The organism is Rhodopirellula bahusiensis, from assembly GCF_002727185.1.
GTDB lineage: Bacteria > Planctomycetota > Planctomycetia > Pirellulales > Pirellulaceae > Rhodopirellula > Rhodopirellula bahusiensis.
In genome coordinates, this window is the sequence record NZ_NIZW01000056.1 from 1 (window position 1) to 5,985 (window position 5,985).

At 54.9% G+C, this 5,985-nt stretch carries 4 protein-coding genes; 2 read left to right on the forward strand and 2 right to left on the reverse strand.

Annotated elements, in window-relative coordinates; genetic code table 11:
* A partial coding sequence (locus CEE69_RS32685; RefSeq protein ID WP_199170006.1) for a hypothetical protein occupies window positions 1-1,817 on the reverse strand: 1,817 nt, incomplete at its 3' end.
* 214 nt (window positions 1,818-2,031) lie between these two features.
* Between CEE69_RS32685 and CEE69_RS32690 the strand changes: the two genes are divergently transcribed.
* Window positions 2,032-2,184 carry a hypothetical protein gene (locus CEE69_RS32690; protein WP_158231116.1) on the forward strand — a complete coding sequence of 51 codons (153 nt, stop codon included), beginning with the start codon at window positions 2,032-2,034 and terminating at the stop codon, window positions 2,182-2,184.
* 98 nt (window positions 2,185-2,282) lie between these two features.
* Here the strand turns inward: CEE69_RS32690 and CEE69_RS31655 are convergent, their stop codons facing one another.
* The gene (locus tag CEE69_RS31655; protein ID WP_158231117.1) at window positions 2,283-3,308 is read right to left on the reverse strand and encodes a glycosyltransferase; all 1,026 of its coding nucleotides are present in this window, start codon (window positions 3,306-3,308) and stop codon (window positions 2,283-2,285) included.
* 329 nt (window positions 3,309-3,637) lie between these two features.
* On the opposite strand from CEE69_RS31655, the gene CEE69_RS31660 reads away from it, so the two are divergent.
* Entirely contained in the window at window positions 3,638-5,353 is a 1,716-nt protein-coding gene (locus CEE69_RS31660; RefSeq protein WP_261341371.1) for a glycosyltransferase family 2 protein, read from the forward strand.
* Window positions 5,354-5,985: the final 632 nt, after the last annotated feature.

Sequence of the window (5,985 nt, forward strand, 5' to 3'; positions counted from 1 at the left end):
TTTCCGCCACCACTTGGTGTGCTCCAGCCGGACGGCACCCCGGAAAGCAACGAGGTGTCCGCGTCTTTGGTCCGTTGCAACATCGACCCGAGCACTTGGTCGTAGGACATATGGGTGATGAAGCCGCGACCATCCATCGTCCAGGTCAGGTTCCCGCGCTCGTCGAACACCTGTTTCTGGGTCGTTGCGGTGCCCGGTCCGTTCTGTGCCGTCGAAACGACCGGCAGAGTCACGGTTCGTTGTTTGACCTGAACCGAGCCCGTGTGCCAATCATAGGCGTACGTGGTTTCCAGCGTTTCGGTGCCCGCGTCGTCCCGGTACCTGGTTTCTTTGCTGATCGGGTAAATCGTTGCGTCGCCAGCAGTTCGCTGCGTGTACTCCAGCTCGCTCTGCAGCACAGGCGTGCCGCCACTTCCTTTTTTGAGTGAGGTGGACTTCAAGTAGCCCGCTGCGCCGCCACTGCCAGTCGACGCGTAATAGCTGCGAAGCTTGATCAGACCTTCGCTGGATCGAAGCGTGATACCAAGGTCGGCTGAAGACTGGTTGTAGCTGACAATCGCCGAAGGCGATGCCACTTGAACCAAACGACCAGCACTATCGTAGCTACTCGCTGTGAGCCATTGTTCTGAGCCCGACGCGAGCACACTGAGCAGGGCCTGGCCGATGTAGTTCGTGTACACCGTTTCGGTCGAGCCATCGGGGCGGGTCTCGGTGGTCTTGCGACTCCAATTGTTGTAGCCGTCTGAATGCAGGCTTTGTTCGTAGGCAAACTCGAATGCTTGCGAGCCGCGGTCCACGATTTCTTTGGTCACGCGGCGCTGTGAGTCATATTCGAAGTTGTACTTCGAGTACTGCAGCAAGATGAGGTTGCTGACCGTTGTTGGGTCCAGTGATTCGCCCAACATATCCTCGTAGCCATCGGGCTCCACGACATACCGCAGGCCGTGCTGGAAACCCTTTGGATCGCCAGCCTTGTAGTAACGATAATAGCTCTGCTTGATGTTGACCCAGGAAGCACCCGATGGTTCCTGGACGTTCACTCGCATCAGATCGCCGGACGACCCGTGACTGGTCGATCCGTCGTAGTATTCGTAGGTCACGCGACGAATGTTGACCCAGCCGTTGCTATCCACCTGCCGACGATAGGTCACTGACGTGGTCAGGCCCGAACCGTCGAAAGCATACTCAAACTGCGTGGTCGTGGTTTCGCTGTCAACGACAGTTTCACGTTCGATGATCTGAATGCGACCGGAAGTCGAGTACTCCACCACATCGGTCTGCTGCCCGGATGCGTCCACCATCCCCAGCAATTGTCCGGGAAGTGGTTGAACGCCCGCTCCGCCAGAGGAAGAGGAGGACGAGCCGCATGGTTCATCACCAAAATCCTTAAAGAACCAGACTTCACCGGTTGGCATGCTGAGCGTGTAGCGACGCTGGTCGCAGTCATGGGTCAGCGTGGCCTTGCCGCCATAGCGAGCTTCGTAAGTGGTCTCACCACCGGACTCAACCGCGTCAAACCAGAGTGCCTTGCGTGTGCTTCGCACAAACGTGATGGCACCCTCAGCGTCTTTGAGTAAATAGGGCCAAGCTTCTACGAGCCAGTTGTAACCCAAACCGACTTCGGTCTGGCCTTCCAGCTGATTGCTGTACTGGCGTCGTTGAGCCCAGGGACCTGCTGCCCCCTTGGCGACCATGTCTGTGACAAAAAACTGTAGCTCACCGTTGAAATACCGAACGGGATTGGCACTATAGCCAGAGGCGCCCTCTCCTTTGTTCTCGCAGGGACATTCTTTGTCTTTCTGTCCTTCCGACGGCAACTCGCATTCCTCTGGCGGCGTCGGATCCGGCTCAGGATTCGGCGGTTGATAGGAGCTGCTCGATGAAGGGTAGCTGCTACTTGAGGATGAACCGCCCGAACTGCTGGAAGAGCTGCCACCGCTACTGGACGAAGACGAGCCCGTCGAAGAACTGCTGCTCCCGGAAGGCGAACTGCTTGAGCTGGATCCTCCGGCTGATGAGGAAGACGATCCCGTGGAAGAACTGCTGCTCCCGGAAGGAGAACTGCTCGAAGAGGAGCTTTCCGATGAAGAAGAGCTACTGCTCCCCGGTGGGAAGCTACTCGAAGAAGATGAACCAAACCACGAGCTGCTTGAAGACATTCGCTACTTCCTGCGATCGGAATGAAGAGTGGGCGTCAGTGCGGGGGGCATCATTCCCACGCCACAAACACCGGTCAACACCAGAACAGAAAAATTTCGTTCATGGTCAACCGCTGACCACCGTTATGCACCGGAAAACGCTTTCAGTTCTCCAAAAAACTTTTTCCAGTCAGCAGCAGAAGACTCAAGTGACCAATTGTCTTGAAGCCAAGTCCGGGCAGCGTGGGTCATCGAATTTCTTTCATTGGCCTCATAAGCCGCTCGCGACGAGTAGTATACGAATGCTCTCTCGTCTGAACAAAGGAACCCTGTCTTTCCGTGCTGTACCAATTCACGCCATCCACCCCGATCGTCCACAATCAGAAGACAACCACTTGCCATCGCTTCAAAACCAATGCGAGGTAAGTTTTCATAAGTCTCTGTCGCTTGAATGATACAGTGTGAATGACGATAGACTTCCTGGGCCGACAGTTCACCCGGCGGATAAGCTCGAATCCAATCAGGCTCGTGGCCGATTTTGGCCCGGATTCCCGCGTCAACGCCGAGCATCACGCCACTTTTAAGAACGGGTGCGACCATTGCTTCGTAGATCCATAGCTGCGAGGGATGGAACTTCGCCGGATCTGATCGCGAAAGCCGCCCAAACCGAAAAGTGTCCTCGTCACGGCCATCAATCATCGGAAATTCATCTAAATAAAAGTATGGCTTAATTTTATGAGGCCGATAGTTCGGGTTCAGGGTGCGCAAATCATGCGCAACTTTGTCCATGGCATGGTCAGTTTGGTATACAAAGAAGTCGATCAGGCCTCGACGATGGCATTCTTTTTCTTTCTCGAACAACCAAGTCATGCAGTTGACGAAGGTCGTCGACTTGGCCTTTGAGGAAATTTCTTCGAGGTTCTCAAGGAATCCCGCGTTGCAGTAAGAGATCACGTGTTTCCCGGCACAAGCGTTCCAGTCACACGGTGCATGAATCACACATCCCCGCTCGCTCATTCGCATGAGGTGACAGTTGTGATCCAACTGAGCTGTGTGAATCAGGTGCACCTTCAGTCCAAGGTGCTGCCAAACGCGAATCTGATGGTCAAGTTCAGTATCCGCCCCGCCTAAACGCGAAGGAAATCCGACAACACAAATCTCATCAATCAATTCTCTACCTCGGGTATAGGTTGAACCGTGGGTGGACAGAAGTACCGAGCCGAACGCACCTCCCTGGCTCACGTAAACTCCACCAGGTGTCGATTGACACCTAGAAACGCAACTGCCAGAGTGTGTGGGGGCATGCCCCGAGCGGGTCGGTCGGCACATGTCTTAGCGTGCGATGCACAGATCGACAATCATCAGTAAACCAATCCATGGACGGAGATCGATTCGTGCAGGAAGCCACAAGAGAATCTTCAGCTAAGAGTGAGGCGGAAGCTTCGCCGGCAGCGGTGGATTATTCACCGTCAAATGAACGCCCTTGGGTCTCGGCGATCATGCCCACATACGGGCGACCGGAACTGGTAAACGAATCCGTTGCTATGTTTCTTGCTCAAGACTATGGAAACAAAGAACTGATCATTCTTAATGACTGCGTTGGCCAGACTTTTGAATTGGACCATCCTTTGGTGACGGTTCTCAATTATCCGCATCGATTCGCCAATCTCGGTGAGAAACGCAATCATTGCATCGAGCAAGCGAGCGGCGAGATCATAGCGATCTGGGACGATGATGACGTCTACTTGCCTTGGCGACTGTCGGTTTCAGTGGAAGCGATGCTTGGTGACCGACTTTCGTTCTACCGGCCAGCGGAGTTCTGGGCGTACTGGGGAGACGAATCGCTCCACGACAATCAATCGACGCCTGGATGGGTCAATCACCCGTTCTGCTGCTTCACAAAAAGGCTATGGAACGCGGTAGGGGGCTACCCGCAGCAATCGCTTGGCGAAGACTCTGTCTTGTTCAAGAAATTCCATGAGCTGCTAGGTGAGTCATTTATCAAAACGCCGCTTCCTAAATTTGAGCGGCCTGGCATTCTAAGGGGAGCCTCACCATACAAGCATCTCTCCATTGAAGGCGGGCGTGATGACTTGCACACTGATCCAGGTCGGTTTGCCATCACTCCTTCCGAGATCCAGGATGCTCCTCTGAAAAATGCCTGGTCGCGATTGGTGGCCGATCACGTTTCTGTCAAACTGCGAACGGCCAGTCCCAGGACGAATCAGAATGACCAAGACGCTAAGCCGGTGTTGTCGGTCTGCGTGAGCCTGAAGAACCGATCGCTGGTCTCAGGCAATGGCCGGCCCCGGAAAATCTTCCCCGGTTGCGTCGCGTCACTCGCGAGTGCTGCGGAAGAATTGCAAGCTGTCTTTCGAGAAGAGGGTTCCACAAGGTCGGGCGATTCCACAAAGGTTGAATTAGTCGTTGCTGACTTTCAGTCCGACGACTTGCCTCTTGCTGACTGGATCGATGATTGCTCGGGTTCACTACTTTTAAAAGTCATCACCGTGGATGGTCCCTTTTCTCGCGGACGTGGCCTGAACGTGGCGATTGAGCACGCCACAAGTGACTCGGTCTTTCTGCTCGACGCCGACATGCTTGTTCCCACGGCACTGCTGCATGAAGGGATCATGCAATGCGCCGAGCAAGCGGCATACTTTCCAATTTTTCGGTACCTGGATGAAGATGGGGAACCAGCTGACTTGGAAATACATAGCTACGGCAACGCATTCGCTCCCAAGCGACTCCTGGACGCGGTTGGGGGCGTACCGGAATTCACAAGCTGGGGAGGAGAGGACGATCTCTTGCACGCCGCGATCAAAAAGATCGCCAATGTACGGAGAGAAGAGGCAAAGGGCTTTCTTCACCAATGGCACCCGGAGGACTGCCGGCATTCCAACTACGCAAAGCCTCCCCGTTCGGATCAGCTCTCGCAAGTATCCGAAATGACGAGTGGGGCATCAGACCAAGTTTTCTGGGCAACGCACCCCGATTGGGAAGGCGAATTGACCTTGAAGAAGTCGGGAAGAATGATTCGTGGCAATGGCGACGGAGGCGAATACCGATGGTCGTGCCAGCATGAATTGGCACTGGTCTGGGACCGATGGGCCCCAGAAGTGCTTCGGTACGATTCGCAGCAACAGCGCTGGTTGGCAGCCGACAAGCATTTTGTCTTGCGGCCAACTTGGCAGACTTGGTTTTCCAGCGTCTGAACGGCATGGTGGAGCGGCCGGTGTCAGCCTGGAAGGACGTAAGCGAGTGAATCCACAATCGGACGCAGTTCAAGCTCAGAGTATCTTTCCCGATTCGCGTCATGAAGAATGGTTGTGGCACGGCCAGCCCATAGTCGAGCACAATCTACGCGAGCCCTCCCGTCCACCAGCACCAGATCTGGCTCAAGGTGAGCCGGGGCCGCGACGTAGTCATTGAACTGACCGGGCTCTGCGGGACCAAATCCGTGGCACGGCCAAGCTGGCGGGCGATGAATCACGTCAACATTGCCCGGAAACGGGAGCACCTTATTGAGCCATTCACAAGAATGCTCGACCGTGCTGATCATTTTCACTCGCTTGGAGAGCCAGAATGTTGATGCCCCTGAGCCGTATTCGAGAACATGGAAAGTTGGCTTCAATATCTCGGCAATCGCGGCGGACTCTTGCGAAGTCATCCAGGGCGATGGCTCTGGTATCGCCTGCTTAATCGGATGATATATCTCGTTCGCCAAACCAACCGGGTTAAGATTAGACCAAGTGATCGTTCTTCCGGCATTGGGATTCACCATCGGCGCAACACCGCAGCTTGCCGCAGCCGAAGCGAATCGAAGCTCGCCGTTGGCAAGGCTGAT